This window comes from Verrucomicrobium sp. 3C, from assembly GCF_000379365.1.
Lineage (GTDB): Bacteria > Verrucomicrobiota > Verrucomicrobiia > Methylacidiphilales > Methylacidiphilaceae > Methylacidimicrobium.
Genome location: NZ_KB901875.1, coordinates 2,031,883 through 2,047,397 on the forward strand (window position 1 = coordinate 2,031,883; position 15,515 = coordinate 2,047,397).

At 61.2% G+C, this 15,515-nt stretch carries 15 protein-coding genes and 1 pseudogene; 11 read left to right on the plus strand and 5 right to left on the minus strand.

Annotated elements, in window-relative coordinates; translation table 11 throughout:
• Positions 1-61: 61 nt before the first annotated feature.
• On the minus strand, positions 62-733 hold the full coding sequence (locus A37A_RS0110675; protein ID WP_018291492.1) for an energy transducer TonB: 672 nt from the start codon (positions 731-733) through the stop codon (positions 62-64).
• A gap of 422 nt (positions 734-1,155) precedes the next feature.
• On the opposite strand from A37A_RS0110675, the gene A37A_RS18445 reads away from it, so the two are divergent.
• Positions 1,156-1,665, plus strand: a complete 510-nt coding sequence (locus A37A_RS18445) for a Slp family lipoprotein (RefSeq protein WP_081616253.1) — start codon at positions 1,156-1,158, stop codon at positions 1,663-1,665.
• 43 nt (positions 1,666-1,708) lie between these two features.
• Here the strand turns inward: A37A_RS18445 and A37A_RS0110690 are convergent, their stop codons facing one another.
• Entirely contained in the window at positions 1,709-2,875 is a 1,167-nt protein-coding gene (locus A37A_RS0110690; protein WP_018291495.1) for a sulfite reductase flavoprotein subunit alpha, read from the minus strand.
• Between the two features lie 152 nt (positions 2,876-3,027).
• Between A37A_RS0110690 and A37A_RS0110695 the strand changes: the two genes are divergently transcribed.
• The 5 genes from A37A_RS0110695 (at position 3,028) to A37A_RS0110715 (ending at position 8,933) form a co-directional block, all read left to right on the plus strand.
• A complete protein-coding gene (locus tag A37A_RS0110695; RefSeq protein WP_040888989.1) occupies positions 3,028-3,729 on the plus strand; it encodes a phosphoribosyltransferase in 702 nt (233 codons plus the stop codon).
• The gene (uvrB, locus tag A37A_RS0110700) at positions 3,729-5,849 is read left to right on the plus strand and encodes an excinuclease ABC subunit UvrB (protein ID WP_018291497.1); all 2,121 of its coding nucleotides are present in this window, start codon (positions 3,729-3,731) and stop codon (positions 5,847-5,849) included. The genes A37A_RS0110695 and uvrB overlap by 1 nt, the downstream gene beginning before the upstream one ends.
• 112 nt (positions 5,850-5,961) lie before the next feature.
• Entirely contained in the window at positions 5,962-6,975 is a 1,014-nt protein-coding gene (locus tag A37A_RS0110705) for a lysophospholipid acyltransferase family protein (protein WP_018291498.1), read from the plus strand.
• Positions 6,976-7,389: 414 nt separating this feature from the next.
• Positions 7,390-8,202 carry a 1-acyl-sn-glycerol-3-phosphate acyltransferase gene (locus tag A37A_RS17095; protein ID WP_081616286.1) on the plus strand — a complete coding sequence of 271 codons (813 nt, stop codon included), beginning with the start codon at positions 7,390-7,392 and terminating at the stop codon, positions 8,200-8,202.
• Positions 8,199-8,933 carry a glycosyltransferase family 2 protein gene (locus A37A_RS0110715; protein WP_018291500.1) on the plus strand — a complete coding sequence of 245 codons (735 nt, stop codon included), beginning with the start codon at positions 8,199-8,201 and terminating at the stop codon, positions 8,931-8,933. The genes A37A_RS17095 and A37A_RS0110715 overlap by 4 nt, the downstream gene beginning before the upstream one ends.
• 196 nt (positions 8,934-9,129) lie before the next feature.
• Here A37A_RS0110715 and A37A_RS0110720 read toward each other — a convergent pair whose 3' ends face one another.
• Together A37A_RS0110720 and A37A_RS17100 are read right to left on the minus strand one after the other, a co-directional pair.
• Positions 9,130-9,990 carry a polysaccharide deacetylase family protein gene (locus A37A_RS0110720; protein WP_018291501.1) on the minus strand — a complete coding sequence of 287 codons (861 nt, stop codon included), beginning with the start codon at positions 9,988-9,990 and terminating at the stop codon, positions 9,130-9,132.
• A gap of 251 nt (positions 9,991-10,241) precedes the next feature.
• Positions 10,242-11,024 carry a YdcF family protein gene (locus A37A_RS17100; RefSeq protein WP_018291502.1) on the minus strand — a complete coding sequence of 261 codons (783 nt, stop codon included), beginning with the start codon at positions 11,022-11,024 and terminating at the stop codon, positions 10,242-10,244.
• 410 nt (positions 11,025-11,434) lie between these two features.
• On the opposite strand from A37A_RS17100, the gene A37A_RS0110735 reads away from it, so the two are divergent.
• From A37A_RS0110735 to A37A_RS17105, 5 genes are all read left to right on the plus strand, one after another.
• Positions 11,435-12,214 (plus strand): hypothetical protein, encoded by a 780-nt coding sequence (locus tag A37A_RS0110735; protein WP_155996566.1) that lies wholly within the window; start codon positions 11,435-11,437, stop codon positions 12,212-12,214.
• A 95-nt stretch (positions 12,215-12,309) separates the two neighbouring features.
• Positions 12,310-13,044, plus strand: a complete 735-nt coding sequence (gene pyrH / locus A37A_RS0110740; RefSeq protein WP_018291505.1) for a UMP kinase — start codon at positions 12,310-12,312, stop codon at positions 13,042-13,044.
• A gap of 248 nt (positions 13,045-13,292) precedes the next feature.
• On the plus strand, positions 13,293-13,856 hold the full coding sequence (gene frr / locus A37A_RS0110745; protein WP_018291506.1) for a ribosome recycling factor: 564 nt from the start codon (positions 13,293-13,295) through the stop codon (positions 13,854-13,856).
• Between the two features lie 22 nt (positions 13,857-13,878).
• Positions 13,879-14,460: a DJ-1/PfpI family protein gene (locus A37A_RS0110750; protein WP_018291507.1), complete on the plus strand. Its 582-nt coding sequence runs from the start codon at positions 13,879-13,881 to the stop codon at positions 14,458-14,460.
• A 30-nt stretch (positions 14,461-14,490) separates the two neighbouring features.
• The gene (locus A37A_RS17105; RefSeq protein ID WP_018291508.1) at positions 14,491-14,943 is read left to right on the plus strand and encodes a hypothetical protein; all 453 of its coding nucleotides are present in this window, start codon (positions 14,491-14,493) and stop codon (positions 14,941-14,943) included.
• 204 nt (positions 14,944-15,147) lie between these two features.
• Here A37A_RS17105 and A37A_RS22045 read toward each other — a convergent pair.
• Positions 15,148-15,315, minus strand: a pseudogene (locus A37A_RS22045) (group II intron reverse transcriptase/maturase); the annotation flags it as partial.
• Positions 15,316-15,515 lie beyond the last annotated feature (200 nt).

Genomic DNA, 15,515 nt, shown 5'->3' on the forward strand with positions numbered 1-15,515 from the left:
GATTGGGAATCATGCCAGAGGTCGTGGCATTCGCATTAGGAAGGCAACCGGCTCGAATGGGTTAGACCCCGTCCAGACTGAAGATGACCGCCTCGGTGAAGGAGCCGGACGCGATTCCGGGAAAGCGCCAATGGTGAAGCGCCCATTGCTTGGCGCTCCCATCCAACTGGTCGTGCCCAGAGCTTTTGAGAACTTCGACCCAGGCCGCCCGGCCCTCTCGCACGAAGACTTGTAAGGTCACCTTGCCTTGGAGTCTCCGGCAGCGGGCCTCATAAGGGTACGGCGGCTCGGAGAGGACAAGGCCGCCGCCAAGCGCCGGAGGCCGATGATGTGGACTGCGGGTGGGGCGAGCGGCTGGGCGCAGAAGCGGCTGCTGGGCAACCAGCGGCTTCTTCGGAATGGAGAGGGCAGGAGGTTGGAGGACGGAAGGCTCTTCACCCTTGGGTTCTGCAGGCAGAGGAGTGGCTCTGGTTGGAGGGGCGGGGACTTCGTCGACGAGCTCGAGGGATGAAGAACTCGACGAAAACTTCTGCGAGAGAGGAGCGATCGCCGGTAACGGGCTTCCAGGAACTCCCGGAAGAATCAGGCAGGCCACTCCCGCGTGAAAGAGAATGGCCAGAACGACCGAAGGCCATACACTCCATCCGCGAGACGGGGCAGCGACTGGTCGGATCACCTGCCTTCTCTTCGCTTGGAGCTTTGTCGTCGGGCCTTCCAGAAGTGCCGTTGTCATTGGATTGTCTCCTAAGCTCATAAAGCAGAAATCGTGCCATAGTTCATCGATTCGGCGGGTTCGATCATCCGAAGAGTCGAGGACTGATCTTGCCGCGAGGAAAGTGTCGCCCCTCTTTGCGCCGGGCGGCAGTCAAAAGCCGAACCGCGGGCGTCAAAAACAGGTCAAAGGGAATCGCCTTTCGAGGAGAGATTTAACCGCCATTTCTCCCAAGCGTTCTCCTGCGGCTTGCCAAATGGGCTCGTCTACTTCGTTAGCTTGGTTTCCATCCTTGCGGTATGTCCTCATACAGCTTCGGGGGAAAACCGGCGCCGCGCCTCGAATCCAAGCCCATTTGCGGCGCCTCGGCTTCGAAATTTGTGAGAAATGGCGGTTAAGCTTGTTCGGCAGCTCATCCTCCCGGAAATTGAGAAGACGCAGGGATGAAGCGGGAAGGATCGCTAAGAGGAGAGGCATTGGCCGCGATGCTGCTCCTGCTTCTGCTGGGGTGCAGTCCGGTGCCCAAGTCGGTCCGAACCGCGACGGAGAATCAGGCTCCCGTTGCCGCCCTTCGCTCCCATCCGGAAGCCTATCGTGGGAGGCTGGTGCTTCTGGGAGGAAGAGTGGTCCGGGTCGAGAACCGCCGCGATCGGACCTGGATCGAAATCGACGCCTTACCGTTGGACAAAAGGGATCGTCCCCGCAGTGAGGCCAAAAGCCGAGGCCATTTTATGGCGGAGCTCCAGGAGAAGGTTGGTGCGGACACCTACCCGTGGGGCCGGGTCGTCACCGTCTGGGGGAAGTGTACTGGAGTGGTCAAGGGCCAGCCGCTGGTGTCCGCGAAGAAGGTCTACCTCTGGCCTCGTCGTTTTGGTCAAGAACCTCTATACCCTTCCGGTCCGTATCAGGAGGGTAACCAGGGAGCGGGCTGGGATCCGGGGACCTGGTGGTAAAGCTTTTCCTGGGCAGGGAGAATCCAGAGAAGGAGGTCTTTCTTTAATAGACGTCCTTGTGATACCGCTTCTGTTCCTTCGCCAAGGTCACGTTCACATAGTGGGCGGCTTCTTCTGGACTCAGGCCGCCGAAACGGTGCGCGATATCGATGAGCGTCTGATGGACGTCCTTGGCCATTCGGTGCGCGTCCCCGCAAACGTAGAGGTGCGCTCCCTCCTGGAGCCAGGCCCAGAGCGCCTCGCCCTGCTCGACCATCCGATGCTGCACATAGATCTTCTGGGCTTGATCGCGGGAAAACGCCGTATCGAGGCGGGAGAGGACTCCCTTGCGATGAAGCTTGAGGAACTCCTCCTCGTAGAAAAAATCGGTTGCCCGGTGCTGCTCGCCGAAGAAGAGCCAGTTTTTCCCCGTGTGGCCCAGCGCCGCCCGCTGCTGGAGAAAGGCGCGAAAGGGGGCCACGCCCGTGCCGGGACCCACCAGGATCAAGGAGGCTGTCGGGTCTTCCGGGAGCCGGAAGTGCTTGGCGGGCTGAACGTAGACCGGCAGTTCGTGGGGTTGGGAGGGTTCGATGCGAGCGAGATGGCCGGAGGCGAGCCCGAGCTTTTCCCGACCGTGGGCCTGAAAGCGGACCACCGCGACCGTCAGGTGAACCTCTTCGGGGTAGACGGCGGGAGCGGAAGCGACCGAATAGAGTCGGGGAAGAGAGCGGCCGAGCAGGCCGATCAACTCCTCCGGTCCAAAGGAGGCGCCGGGATGGCTGCGAAGAAGATCGACGTAATCCCTGCCGTAGAGATAGGTGTCGAGCTCGGCCTCGTTTTGACAGAGGGCCTGAAGCGGATCGCGGCTTGGACCGGGAGCAAGCTTTTCCGCGAGGGAGCGGGCAAACTTCTTGGTCACCCGGTTGAGGACGAACTGGCTTGCAAGAATCTCGCGCAACGGGAACGTCTGCCCTTGGAGAGAGACTGTCTCTTCGCCCGAGAGCCCGAGAGCTTGAAGCAGCTCTCCGATGGCCTCCGGCGAGTTGCGGGCGAAGATTCCCAGGGAATCTCCCACTTGATAAGAGATGCCACTGCCGCGGATGTCGACGACGATATGCCGCGTCTCTTTTTCCGACCCCTGCAGAGTCAGAACTCGGTTTTCCGCGATTCGAGCGGGAAAGGGATTGGCACGCGTATAGGGCTTGGCGGTGGGAGAAGTCGTTGCTGTCATCCGCTGGTGAAGAGTGTTAAAAAGGTAACCACGTACCGCAAGGAACGGCAAAGTACAAGCGGAAAGTCCGCAAGCAAGGGTTCTCCCGAGCGGAGGCTCCCCCTTCTTGCGGGGTGGGGTGCCGATGGGAAGCGGAGGCGACCGAAGCGCAAATGAGGGATGGGCAATTTCGAGATCGGAAGGAGGCCGGGAGCCTCTTGGCCGAGGAGCTGCTCGAGTATGGGGGACGCAAGGACGCGATCCTCTTGGCGCTTCCCCGCGGGGGGGTTGCCGTGGGCGCGGAGATCGCCAGGATCCTGCACCTTCCTCTCGACGTTTTCACCGTTCGCAAGCTGGGAGTTCCGGGGCAGGAAGAACTGGCGATGGGAGCGATCGCTACCGGGGGCGGAAGGGTGGTCAACCGCTCGGTGGTCGCTAGCCTCGGGATCGACGAAAGGACGGTCGAGAGGGTTGCCGCGAGAGAGGAACGGGAATTGCGGAGACGCGAGGCGCTCTTTCGGAAAGGGCTGCTTCCCCTTTCGATCCGCGGGAAAATCGCAATCTTGGTGGATGACGGCATCGCCACCGGGTCGACAATGCGAGCCGCAGTGGAGACCGCCCGGAAGCTCGAGCCGGCGGCCATCGTGGCTGCGGTCCCCGTGGCTCCTCTCGCAGCAGCCCAGGAGATGTCCGAGCAGGTCGACGAATGGATCGTGCTTCTCACCCCGGAGTCCTTTCTTGGCGTAGGGCAGTGGTACGAGGAGTTTCCCCAGCTCACGGACGAAGAGGTCTGCTCACTCCTGCACGAGGCGGACGTGCGGGAAGGAGAGGATAGGCGCCGAGAATCGCCGGGCGAGGATACGTCAGCGAATTGATGACAGCCGAGGAATCAAGCATCTTTCGGCTCCGGGCACCCTATGCGCCGTGCGGGGATCAGCCGCAAGCCATCGAGGCGATCGTGCGCCGGGTGCAGGAGGGGGAGCCGCACACGGTGTTGCTGGGGGTGACCGGATCGGGAAAAACCTTCACCGTCGCCAGTGTCCTCGCGCGGCTGGGTCGCCCTGCCCTCGTCATTTCCCATAACAAGACGCTCGCCGCCCAGCTTTATAGCGAACTCAAGCAGTTCTTTCCGGAGGCCGCCGTCGAATATTTCGTCTCCTACTTCGATTACTACCAGCCCGAGGCTTACATCCCGAGCACCGACACCTACATCGAAAAGGATTCGAGCGTAAATGAGGAGATCGAGAGGCTGCGGCTCTCCGCGACCATCTCCCTGCTTTCCCGGCGGGATGTGATCGTTGTCGCGAGCGTCTCCTGCATCTACGGGTTGGGTTCTCCCGAGGACTACGAGGGGCTTGCCTTTGCCTTGCGGGTGGGAATGGACCTGAGGCGAGAGGAGTTGCTGGCTCGTCTAGTCGAAATGCAATACGAGCGGAACGACGTGGCGCTGGCTCGGGGCCGATTTCGGGTTCGTGGCGATGTGGTCGAGGTCTGCCACCGCTTGGCCGAAGAGGGGTTGCGGATCGAGTTTTTCGGGGATCAAATCGACCGGATCAGCGAATTTCAGCTTCTGACAGGAAATGTGTTGACCCGGTTGGAGAAAGAGATGATCTTCCCGGCCCGGCACTTCGTGACGCCCTATGAGAAGACGAACAGAGCGGTCGCATCCATCCGGCAGGAGCTGGAAGAGCGCGTGGGGGAGCTCGAAGGCCAGGGAAAGCTGTTGGAAGCCCAGCGCCTCCGGCTGCGGACAACCTACGATCTCGAGCTCCTCGAGGAACTCGGCTTCTGCAGCGGAATCGAAAACTACTCTCGTCATTTGAGCGGCCGGGAGCCCGGCTCGCGTCCCTACACGCTTCTCGATTTCTTTCCGAAGGATTTTCTTACCGTGATCGACGAGTCGCATGTCACGATCTCGCAGATTCAGGGGATGTACGCAGGGGATATCGCCCGCAAGCGGGTCCTGGTCGAGCATGGGTTTCGTCTTCCCTCGGCGCTCGACAACCGGCCGCTCAACTTTTCGGAATTCCGCTCGCTAGTCGGCCAGACCCTCTACGTTTCGGCGACGCCCGGCGACTACGAGCTCGGGCTGTGTGCCGGAGTGGCGGTAGAGCAGATCATCCGGCCCACCGGGCTCTTGGATCCCGTGGTCGAGGTTCGCCCGCTCAAGGGGCAGATCGACGATGTGATGGAGGAGATCCGCAAGCGGGAGGCACAGAAAGAACGCTCTCTGGTGCTGACCTTGACCAAGCAGACGGCGGAGGATCTAGCCGATTACCTGAGCGAGCTGGGCTTGCGAGTCCGCTATCTCCATTCGGAACTCGACGCGATCGAGCGGGTGGAGATCCTTCGCGGGCTGCGAGCGGGAGACTTCGATGTTCTGGTCGGAATCAACCTGCTCCGGGAAGGCCTCGATCTGCCCGAGGTATCCCTGGTCGCGATCCTGGACGCCGACAAGGAGGGCTACCTTCGGTCGGAGAAGTCGCTGATCCAGATCGCCGGGCGCGCCGCACGCCATCTCCACGGAACTGTGCTGCTTTACGCCGAACGGGAGACTCCTGCCATTCGGAAGCTCCTGGAAGTGACCCAATACCGGCGGAGCAAGCAGATCGCCTACAATCAGGCTCATGGGATTACGCCCCGCGGGGTGCAGCGAGCCATCCAGGAGAGTCTGCGAGGGGTGCTGCGTGCCGAGGCGCAAGAGGTGGAGCGGCTACATGGGGAGGAAGGCAAATTCGATCTGGAGGAGACACTGCGGGATTTGCAACAGGAGATGTTGGAGGCGGCGGGTGCGCTCAACTATGAAAAAGCAGCTCTCCTTCGCGATCAGATCGAAGAGCTTCGCCGGAGATCCGGAGTCGCCGGTCTCCGGCCTTCGGGATCGGGAGGGCGCGCGAGCGCTCGGAAGCAAAAAGGAAGAAAGAAGAGGCCCGCGCTCTCTGAGCGCAGAAAGGGTCGGCCCGGTCGCTCCACGGAGGCGGAGCCGTCTGACTGAGCCATTGGACGGGTAAAGCGATGGCAGCCTGCCTGTCTCACAAAGTTCGTATCCGAAGCGCGGCGAATGGGCCTCGATGCAAGGCGGGGCGAAGGTTTTCCCCCGGAGGGGTATGACGACAACCTGCGAGGGGGAAAACCAAGTCCCAACGAAGAAACCGGGTCCATTTCGGAAGCCGCAGGAGAACTCTTGTGAGACAGGCAGGCTAGACACCTCTGCCACCCGAGGAGCGGCCTTCTCCCGTCCCCTCTACCGGTCGCGCTGGTTTGCGCTCGGTGTCCTGGCAGGGCGCTTCCTGCCCAGAAGGGTGGTGCGCGGGATCGGAGCGGGATCGGCCCTGGCTTTCGCATTCTTTCGCCGCGCGCACGCCGCCGTAGTCGCCCGGAATTTGCGACGGATTCTCGATCGGCCCGTCCGGGCAGCGGACTCCCGAAAGGTCTATGGAAACTTCGGCAAGGCGATCGGCGACTACTTCTATCTAGGTAGCCGGTCCGCCGCCTGTGCCCGGGGGCTCATCGAGGAGCGGATCGGCTACGAGGGGCTCGCCTCCGCACACCGCCAGAGGAAGGGGGCGCTCCTCCTGACGGGTCACCTCGGACTCTTTGAACTCGGAGGTGCGCTGCTCTCGAGCTTCGGCTTCTCGACGGTGATTCTCACCTTCCCCGAACCGGACCCGAACCTCTCTCTGTGGCGATCGGCATATCGCCGCCGCTGGGGGGTTGAGACGCTGGAGATCGGAGAAGACGCTTTTTCGTTTCTGGCAGTCCGCAAGGAGCTCTCGCAAGGGAAATTTGTCGCGGCCCTGGTCGATCGGCCCTCTCCGACTAGCCGGGTCGCCGTCCGTCTTCCCCAGGGCCGCTTGCCGGTCTCCACGGGAATCCTCTATCTGGCTATGCTCGAAGAAGTTCCGGTCTTCGTGGTGACGGTAACCGAAAAGCCCAACCGGCGTTATCGGGTCTGGTGCAGCCCGCCGCTCTCGCTCTTCTTCCCGGGCCAAGGGATCAAGGAAAAGGCCTTGGCAGCCGCCAGTCAGCAGGTCTTCGATCTCCTGGTTCCCGAGATCAAGGCCCATTGGAGCCAATGGTACCAGTTCGTCCCCTTGGAAGCCGCCGGAACTCCGGTATGAACTTTGTGAGACATTCAGGCTACTGTCTCCGTCGCCCGCCCTCCGTACTCTTTGTTGAATCCGTTCCTCCGCCGCTTTCATGAAGACGTCGGTCTCTCAGCCTCAAGAGCTATCTTCCTTGGCCGCCATTTCTCACAAATTTCGTAGCCGAGGCGCCGCAAATGGGCTTGGATGCGAGGCGCGGAGCCGGTTTTCCCCCGGAGCTGTAGGATGACACATGCTGCAAGGATGGAAAACCAAGCGAGAGCGAAGCAGACGAGCCCATTCTGCAAGCCGCAGGAGAAAGCTTGTGAGAAGTGGCGGTTAGCCTGCGGCAGAAGCCGTTTCGCCTTTTTACGCCGGATGATGGGGCGCATGAAAGTTGCTTTCGTTCCGGATAAGGGAAACGGACGAGAAAAAGGTTGTGCGGCTCCGATGGCTCGGCTTTTGCCGGGTTGCTGTCGGGCGGACCTGGGCGCTGGGCGAGGGGTGCGGGATCGACTCACACGGGGAGCCGAGTACGCCCGCTTCTACTGGGCCGTTGGATTCTTCTGGATGGCCAGCCTCCTTTGGAGCGTCGTCGCCGGGCTGTTGAGCCTCCTGCTTCCGCTGCGGATTGGATCGCGCGTCGGCCAATTCTTGATCATGGTGGGCTTCCGATTCTTTCTTTGGCAGATGCAGCTCCTCGGCCTCTTCCAATGCGACCTTGCCGCACTCGACCGGTTGCGAACGGAAGGACCGCTGCTCCTTGCCGCCAACCACCCGGCCCTGCTCGACGCGGTGTTGGTGATCTCCCGCCTGCCGAGGGTCGTCTGCCTCGCCAAGGCGGAGCTTTGGAGAAATCCTTTCCTAGCTGGATGCATCCGGCTTGCCCGGTATCTCCGGAGCGATTCCCCTCTCTCGCTCGTGCGGGAAGCCAAGGAGGCAATCCTTCGAGGGGAGCAGATCCTGATCTTTCCGGAGGGGACACGAACGACCACGGAGCCGGTCAACCCTTTTCAGGGGGGGATTGGCGTCATCGCCCGAGCAACGGGAATCCCCGTGCAGACGGTCTTTTTGGACGGAAGTTTTCCCTACCTCGCCAAGGGATGGCCGCTCTTCCGCAAGCCCGAGTTTCCCCTTGTCTATCGAGCCCGCCTCGGACGGCGCTTTCTCGCTCGGGGAAAGACCCACGAATTTGTCGAGGAGCTCGAGCACTACTACCGGCAGGAGCTTGCGCGAAAACCGTCGATTATTTCTACCCGATGAGCAGAGGGAAGACGCGTGCGATCGTGTTGATCCCGAGCTACAATACGGGCCCAAAGCTCTGGGAGACGGTGGAGGAGGCCCGCTGCTTCTGGGAACCGGTCTGGGTGGTGATCGACGGGAGCAACGATGGGTCCGAGGGGCGGCTTCGCCAGCGGGCGGAAGCCGATCCCGGACTCCGGGTCTTCTCCCTCTCCCGAAATCAAGGCAAAGGAGCGGCCATCCTCCGCGGCCTGCGGGAGGCGGCGAAATTGGAGTTTACCCACGCTTTGACGATGGACGCGGACGGGCAACACCCCGCTGCTCTGATTCCACGGTTCCTGGAGGTCTCCGCTGGTTCCCCGGAGGCCATGGTACTCGGGATCCCTGTCTTCGATCGGAGTGCTCCTCCGTTACGGGTTGGCGGTCGGCAGATCTCAAACTGGCTCGCTCGCGTGGAGACGCTGGGTGGGAGTGTCGGCGACGTGCTCTTCGGCTTTCGGGTCTATCCGATCGGACCTCTCCTGGAGATCATGGAATCTTGTCAGACGATGCGGAGATTCGACTTCGATCCGGAAGCAGTCGTCCGCCTTTACTGGCGGGGGGTGACGCCGATTCATCTTCCGGCGCCGGTTCGTTACCTGTCCCGAGAAGCGGGAGGGGTCTCCCAATTCCGCTATCTCCGGGACAATCTCTTGCTGGCCCGAATGCATTTCCGCCTCCTTTGCGGGACTCTGCCCCGGCTTTTCCATTAGCCTGCCTGTTTCCCAAGCGTTCTCCCGCGGCTTGCACAATGGGCTTGTCTGCTTCGTTGGGACTTGGGTTTTTGGCCCTGCTCGCAGGATGTCGTCATACCAGTCCGAGGGAAAACCTACGCCCCGCTTGGCATCCAGATCCATTTGCCGCGCCTCGGGTACGAACTTTGTTAGCGGGCTTCCGTCGGGCTTCGTCTCATCCTCCCATCGCCATGGGAAGGGAAACCGCACGAAGACCACGGGCGTGGAGGATTGGAAGGAGGGAGGAGAGGACCTGGACGCTCACGGGCTTACCGTCGGACGTGCATGCGCTGTTCCCGTCGTGCAGGAGGAGGATATCGCCTTCGGACAGGTTCCGGATCAGGCGGCGGAGGACGGTCTCGGGCTTCTGGCAGGCTGCATCGAAGCCTCTCCGGGTCCAGGAAACGTAACGGAGACCGATCCGCGAGAGCGCTGGGTCTAAGAAGGGATTGCGAAAACCCATGGGAGAGCGGAAGAACCGGGGAGGCGTACCGGAGCAGGCGGCGAGCACCGACTGTGCTCCCTGGATCTCGCGCTGCAGGGCGCCCAGAGAATAGCAGGCAAAGAGGTTAGGATGGCGCAAGCTGTGATTTTCCACGCTGTGTCCTCGCCGGACGATATCCCGGACGAGTTCGGAGTGCTCTTCCGCCCGCTTTCCGATGCAGAAGAAGCTGGCCTTGGCTCCGTAGGAGTCCAAAAGGTAGAGGATCGCTGGCGTGGTCTCGGGATCGGGGCCGTCGTCGAACGTGAGGGCCAAAAGACCGTTGTGCGCGGCAGGCCGAGGGAGGCGGACGAGGTTTGGCCCGAGCAGACTGCTTTTCGGCCAGAGCCCAGAGAACGCGAGAAGGAGGTGGTTGCCAAGGAGGACCGCCAGGAGCCAGATCCAGGAGTTGGGGAAGAGGGGAAGAGCCGCAAGAAGAGTTGCGTGCAGCCAGAGGGAGATGCGGATGGCGACCGATGGTCGCCATGCGGGACGCCGGTCAAAGGCTGAAGCTCGGTCTGGGGAAGAGGCTGACGGGCGGATCCTGGGCTCCATGAGATTTAACCGCCATTTCTCACAATCTTTCTCCTGCGGCTTGCACAATGGGCTTGTCTGCTTTGTTGGGCTTGGTTTTCCATCCTTGTAGTATGTCGTCATACAGCTCCGGTGGAAAACCGGCGTCGCGCCTCGCATCCAAGCCCATTTGCGGCGCCTCGGCTACGAAATTTGTGAGAAATGGCGGTTAATCTGCACATCTCCCAAGCGTTCTCCTGCGCCTCGGGTACGAACTTTGTGGGATAGGCAGGTTAGCGGATTTGGTCAAGCATCCGCTCGTTGTGGGTCCAGCCGGCATAGGTCCGGCCGACCAAGTACCAGTGCACGAAAAATGCCTCCGAGAAGAGGCAGAGGAGTTCCTTCGGGGAAGGCGACCAGCGATCTTCGGCGCCGCATAGGATGTGCGGAATCCCGAGCCCGGAAGCCAGGAGCGAGCTGCGGGCGAGATGAAATCGGCTCGTGACCAGAACGTCGGGTTGGTCGTCCAACCGTGCGACGGTCGAGCGGTAGAAGCGAAGATTTTCCAAGGTGTGGCGGGATCGCTCCTCCACTACAAGGGAGCTCTCCGGCACGCCGCGGGTCAAAAGATATTGCGCGCCAGCCGCCGCCTCGGACATCGCCTCTTCGCCGGTCCTTCCTCCCAGGAGAAAGATCTTTGCGGAGGGGAATTGCCGGTGGAGCCAGAGTGCCCGAGCCAATCGGCCGCGATAGGTCGGCGTCGGGCCTCCCCAGACATCCAGGCATGACCCCAAGACGACGATTCGGCATGGCGAATCGATCGAGGAGCGATTTCGTCTCGCGATGCGGAAAACGTAGCCATAGACGAGCCAGAAGCTGAGCGTAGCAGAGGCCAGCGCGACAAGGACCGAGAGCAAGAGCATCGAAAGCCCGGCGGCTCCAAGGAAGAAAGAGCCCTGTTCCGGGCTCCCGCTTCGACACCTCTGCCAGAGCCGATTCCCTCCATGCGGAGGAAAGCCACGTTGGGTGCAGGTCTTCCTTTCCGGAGCGGGGCCGCGCTTCTCCGTGGTTTGCATTCTCCCAATCTTGCTTGGTTTTCACCCGAGAGAAAATCCGCTTGTCGAGGTCGTGGTCGCTTGGCTTCCTTACCCTGCATGTCTCCCAAGCGTTCTCCTGCGGCTTACGAAATGGAGCCGGCTGCTTCGTTGGGCCTTGATTTTCCCTCCTCGCAGGATGTCATCCTACAGCTCCGGGGGAAAATCGGCGTCCCGCCTTGCATCCAGGCCCATTCGCTGCGCCTCGGGTACGAACTTCGTGAGATTTTCAGGCCAGGAAGGCGGCCCTGTATCCTTCCGGTACCGGCCGGATGGTGGATAGGAAGAACATCGAAGGTGGGTTGGCTTCGGAGCACCCCCGCCCGCGTGTTCCAGCCAGTCGGATGGCCTGGGATCATCCGATCGGGACGATAGGGCTTGCATTGCATTCCATGGAAAAACCAATCTTGCGTCATTCTTTTCTCTCGCGGAGCGTCTGGGTTTTGGGCGTCTGGTCCCTGTCGCTAGGGCTCGGGCTCAGAGCCGCCTGGGCGGATTACTCATCGGAGGAAGCCTCCCGGATCGTTCACCGGCTGGCTGCGCAGGACAAGCGGTTGGCGGAGCGCCGCCGGCAATTTGATTATGACCTGATCATCATTCGAGAAAAGCTCGACGCGGAGCGTCGCATCGTTTCCGAAAGCAAGCAGCGCCAGATGGTCTACGCCGACCGCCCGCCCGACTACGGCTCGCGCCCCGAGAAAGGGCCCGAAGGGGAGACCGCCAAGGCGGCGCAGGAGGAACCCTTCGAAGTGCTCAACGTGATCGACCATTACGACTATGCGTTGGACGGTAGCGAAACGGTCAATGGAGTTGACTGCTACAAGATTCGATTCACCCCGAGGCCCAACATGCCCTACCGGAACCGCGAGGAAAAGGTCGTCAACGCGGTCTGGGGTCACCTGTGGGTTTCGAAGGAAGACTATTCCCTGATGCGCAACGAGGGTTTTCTCGGTCATCCCGTATCGGTGGCCTGGTTTTTCGCGCGGCTCTACGAGCTCGAGTTCCGTTGGGAATCTCAGCGGCTTCCCAACGGGGACTGGGGTCCAAAAGAGGTACGCTATCGTTATGCCGTCCACATTCCTTTCGGGTGGTTGCGGGAAAGGGTCATCCGAGAATCGGTCGATTTCCGATATCATGGGTCCGGAAAAAAGGCCGCCCCCGCTATTCGGTAAGCTTCGAGCCCGAACGGCCGACGGGGCGACCACAGGAACGGAAGCGGGGAAGCATTGACAAGCGAAACGAGAGAAGGGAAGGTGCCTTAACTTTCATGGAACCGCGCGAGGATACGCAACGGCCCCCGGTCTATCGCCGTGTTCTTTTGAAGCTGAGCGGAGAGGTGCTCGCCGGTCCCAATGCTCCGCTTTCCATGGAAGTAACCCAGAAGATCGCCCGTCAGGTGGCGGAGGTCTACGGTTCCGGAATCCAGATCGCGATCGTCATTGGCGGGGGGAACATTTGGCGGGGAACGACGGGTTTGAAGAGCGGACTCGATCGGCCGACCGCCGATTACATGGGGATGCTGGCAACGATCATCGATGGGCTGGCTCTCCAGGGCGCTCTGGAAAGCATCGGGATTCCTACTCGCGTGCAGACCGCCATCGAGGTGAGGAACGTAGCCGAGCCTTTCATTCGACGCAGGGCGATTCGCCATTTGGAAAAAGGGCGAATCGTGATCTTCGTGGGTGGCACCGGCAATCCCTTCTTCTCGACAGACACGACGGCGGCCTTGCGGGCGAGTGAGCTCGAGGCGGAAGTGATCCTGAAGGGAACGAAAGTCGACGGCATTTACGACAGCGATCCCGAGATCAATCCCGACGCAAAACGATTCACGCAGCTGCGCTATCTTGACGCGATCCAGAAGCGTCTCTCCGTCATGGATTCGACGGCCTTCTCGCTTTGCATGGACAACAACATCCCGATCGTGGTCTTCAATGTCTTTGCCCCCGGCAATCTTCGATCGGCGGTCTTCGGGGAACCGATCGGAACCCGGGTCTGCGCTTAACCTGCCTGTCTCCCAAGCGTTCTCCTGCGGCCTGCGAGATGAACCCGGCAGCTTCGCTGGGACTTGGGTTTTTGGCCCTCCTCGCAGTATGTCGTCCTACAGCTTTGGGGGAAAACCTGCGCCCAGGCTTGCATCCAGTCCCATTCGCCGCGCCTCGGCTACGAACTTTGTGAGACGTGCAGGTTAGACTCCGTTCTCTTGTTGCAGCGCGACTCCTTTCCCCTCAGAATGAATAAGAAAGGTAGGGCATGAGTAGCTTTGACGAGATTCTCTTTCGCACGGAAGAACGCATGGAGAAAGCCATCGACCATCTCCGGGAGGAGTTTGCCTCGGTTCGCTCGGGCAAAGCTTCTCCGGAGCTCGTTTCGAACATCTCGGTCGAGGCCTACGGGTCGCCGATGCGTCTTAGGGAGCTGGCCGCCATTACCGTCCCCGACGCCCATCTTCTTCTTGTGCAACCTTGGGATCCAACGGTCGTAGGCGCGGTGAAAAAAGCGCTGGAGGAGTCGAGGATCGGGATCAATCCCATCGTGGACGGCAAGCTGATTCGCTTGCCCGTCCCGCCACTTTCCGAAGAGCGCCGCCACGAATTGATTCGGGTCGTGCGCAAGGTCGCGGAAGAGGGACGCGTGGCGCTCCGGGTGGTGCGCCGGCACGGACTCGAGGAAGCCAAGGCCTTGCAGAAGGAATCGGACGTGAGCGAGGACGATCTTGCCCGTGCGGAAAAGGAAGTCCAGAAGCTTACGGACCGGTTCATCGGCGAGGTAGATCGTTTGCTCCAGGTAAAGGAAGGCGAACTCCTGAAGGTATAGAAGGTGTAGAGGTGCCCGCGGGATGAGCGCGAAAAAGATCCTGCTTCTGGTCGGCGATTTCGTCGAGGACTACGAGGCGATGGTTCCTTTCCAGGCTTTGCGGATGGTGGGCCATCTCGTGGAAGCGGTCTGCCCCGGGAAGCGTGCGGGAGAAAGCATCAAAACCGCGATTCACGATTTCGAGGGCGACCAGACTTATTCGGAAAAACCCGGCCACCGATTCGTCCTGACTGCCGCTTTCGCGGAGATCGATCCGTCGCATTACGATGCGTTGGTGATCCCCGGAGGGAGAGCCCCAGAATACCTGCGGCTCAACTCGGCGGTTCTCGATTTGGTTCGTCATTTTCTCAAAAGCAGCAAGCCGATTGCTGCGATTTGCCATGGAGCCCAACTGCTTGCGGCTGCCGGAGGATTGGCAGGACGGCGCCTGACGGCCTATCCTGCGGTGGGGCCCGAGGTGAGCGCGGCGGGAGGAGCATATGTCGATCTGCCTCCTACCGGAGCCCTGGTCGATGGGAGCCTTGTTACCGCACCCGCCTGGCCTGCCCATCCGGAATGGCTGGCCCGTTTTCTCGAGATCCTGGGAACCCGGGTGATTCCCTGAGTCCGCTAGGCAAGAGACCGGACCGCGACCATGGGAAGAAGGCGAGGCGTGGCGGCTTGGGAGCGATGGGGCACCGTTTTGTTCGCTGGGCTGTTGGCTGGTTGCGCCAATGTAGGCTACCTCCCTACGGAGGGCCAGGGGGTGCTGCTGCCCGCCAAGCCCGGAACCAAGCGGGTGGTGGATGGCATGGACGTCTGGACGCGGGGCGGTCCCGACCGGTCGGCTTGGGTCCTGGGGACAGTCGTGGAGACCCGAGGCAAGGGACCGATTGGAGGGGGCGGAACCCTCCGTGGGCTCGTCAAGCAGGCGAAAAAGCGCCATGCCGATGCCGTCGTCCTTATGCAGAAGCAGACTCAGTGGGTGGGTGATGCGCTGGACGAGTTCGTCTTGCCCGATTGGGAGGTCAACCAAGAGGCGCTGCTCGTCCTCTACCAACGGCCGGCAAGAGCGGCGGGGGGCCGAGTCCACGAGCGGGCACGGTAAATCTTCGATCTTCCCGGGCGTGGGCGATGGTCCTGCGAGGAGCATCTTTCGCGACGCGAAATGGATCGGGATGCAGCTTGGCAATCTGATCGGCATAGGGGGCGGCGTGAGCCGCGCCCCTGCCACACCACCCGGCATGCGGGTCCGCACCGGGCGGTTCGAGAAGTTGAGGCCATGCGAGTCGTGGGAAGCCCAGGCTATCGTTCCATCGACGCAAGCACTTCCCTTATTGGCCTTGACGCGTTTCCATGCCTCGACCATGTTCTCGCGCGAGAGGACCTGCATCAACAAGCCGCCTCGCCCCAGGCCTTTCGGTCCGTGATCCGCTGGCCGGGCTTCATCGCGCCTCGTGGGAGAATGAGCTTCACCCATTCCTCTAGCCTGCATATCTCACCCGTACGAGCATAGGGGGAGGCAAAAAATCCGGCAAAAGGGCATAGGAAAGGCCGTCTTTCCCTGGTATAAGTGCGTTAACAAGACGTTACTACAACCAGAAAAAAGAAACGGCCTTCGATGACAGAGTGTATCCAAGAGACTTTTGCGTTTACAGATCATTTTTCGCGACGAGTGGA

Excerpts from the sequence above, each read along its gene's own strand:
- frr (WP_018291506.1), top strand. The coding sequence starts at position 13,293 with ATGAGTAGCTTTGACGAGATTCTCTTTCGCACGGAAGAACGCATGGAG.
- A37A_RS0110690 (WP_018291495.1), bottom strand. The coding sequence starts at position 2,875 with ATGACAGCAACGACTTCTCCCACCGCCAAGCCCTATACGCGTGCCAAT.
- A37A_RS0110715 (WP_018291500.1), top strand. The coding sequence starts at position 8,199 with ATGAGCAGAGGGAAGACGCGTGCGATCGTGTTGATCCCGAGCTACAAT.
- A37A_RS17100 (WP_018291502.1), bottom strand. The coding sequence starts at position 11,024 with ATGCAAACCACGGAGAAGCGCGGCCCCGCTCCGGAAAGGAAGACCTGC.
- uvrB (WP_018291497.1), top strand. The coding sequence starts at position 3,729 with ATGACAGCCGAGGAATCAAGCATCTTTCGGCTCCGGGCACCCTATGCG.
- A37A_RS18445 (WP_081616253.1), top strand. The coding sequence starts at position 1,156 with ATGAAGCGGGAAGGATCGCTAAGAGGAGAGGCATTGGCCGCGATGCTG.
- A37A_RS17095 (WP_081616286.1), top strand. The coding sequence starts at position 7,390 with ATGGCTCGGCTTTTGCCGGGTTGCTGTCGGGCGGACCTGGGCGCTGGG.
- A37A_RS17105 (WP_018291508.1), top strand. The coding sequence starts at position 14,491 with ATGGGAAGAAGGCGAGGCGTGGCGGCTTGGGAGCGATGGGGCACCGTT.
- A37A_RS0110675 (WP_018291492.1), bottom strand. The coding sequence starts at position 733 with ATGACAACGGCACTTCTGGAAGGCCCGACGACAAAGCTCCAAGCGAAG.
- A37A_RS0110735 (WP_155996566.1), top strand. The coding sequence starts at position 11,435 with ATGGAAAAACCAATCTTGCGTCATTCTTTTCTCTCGCGGAGCGTCTGG.
- pyrH (WP_018291505.1), top strand. The coding sequence starts at position 12,310 with ATGGAACCGCGCGAGGATACGCAACGGCCCCCGGTCTATCGCCGTGTT.
- A37A_RS0110705 (WP_018291498.1), top strand. The coding sequence starts at position 5,962 with ATGACGACAACCTGCGAGGGGGAAAACCAAGTCCCAACGAAGAAACCG.
- A37A_RS0110750 (WP_018291507.1), top strand. The coding sequence starts at position 13,879 with ATGAGCGCGAAAAAGATCCTGCTTCTGGTCGGCGATTTCGTCGAGGAC.
- A37A_RS0110695 (WP_040888989.1), top strand. The coding sequence starts at position 3,028 with ATGAGGGATGGGCAATTTCGAGATCGGAAGGAGGCCGGGAGCCTCTTG.
- A37A_RS0110720 (WP_018291501.1), bottom strand. The coding sequence starts at position 9,990 with ATGGAGCCCAGGATCCGCCCGTCAGCCTCTTCCCCAGACCGAGCTTCA.